A 447-nucleotide genomic window follows, 5' to 3' on the forward strand; every position below is an offset into this window, starting at 1 on the left:
CCCGCGACGACCGCCTTCACGTGCTGGCGCCGCCGCATCAGATCGGGCGGCCGGGCGTGCAGCGAGCACGGGTCGAACTCGGGCGAGCGCAGCAGCGACGCCGCCCGCGCGTCGTCCTCCGCCCGTACCCCGCCCGCCTCCGCGAGTGCCCCCGCCCGCTCCTCCTCGTCGCAGCCCGCCGACGCGAGCACCGCGCGCACGCCCGCGTCGTCGAGCCGCTCGAGGCCGTACAGCACGTACGCGGCGCGGGCCGGACCGGTGAGCGCCGACAGCCGCTGGTCCAGGGCCAGTTCGTCGGCGCCGCCGGACTTCGGGAACAGCCGCAGCCCCCACACCTGCGGCAGCAGCGGAGGCCACGGGACGCGCCGCGGCAGGCCCGCGCGCAGCAGCGGCCGCCCCGCGTCGAGCGCCCTGCGCAGCACCCGCGCCCGCACGTACGCGTACCCG

1 pseudogene is annotated in these 447 nt (G+C 79.4%); it reads right to left on the reverse strand.

Annotated elements, in window-relative coordinates:
* A pseudogene (locus tag GTW43_RS10555) lies at nt 1–447 on the reverse strand (hypothetical protein); the annotation flags it as partial.

Source organism: Streptomyces sp. SID5785, from assembly GCF_009870065.1.
Taxonomy (GTDB): Bacteria; Actinomycetota; Actinomycetes; order Streptomycetales; family Streptomycetaceae; genus Streptomyces.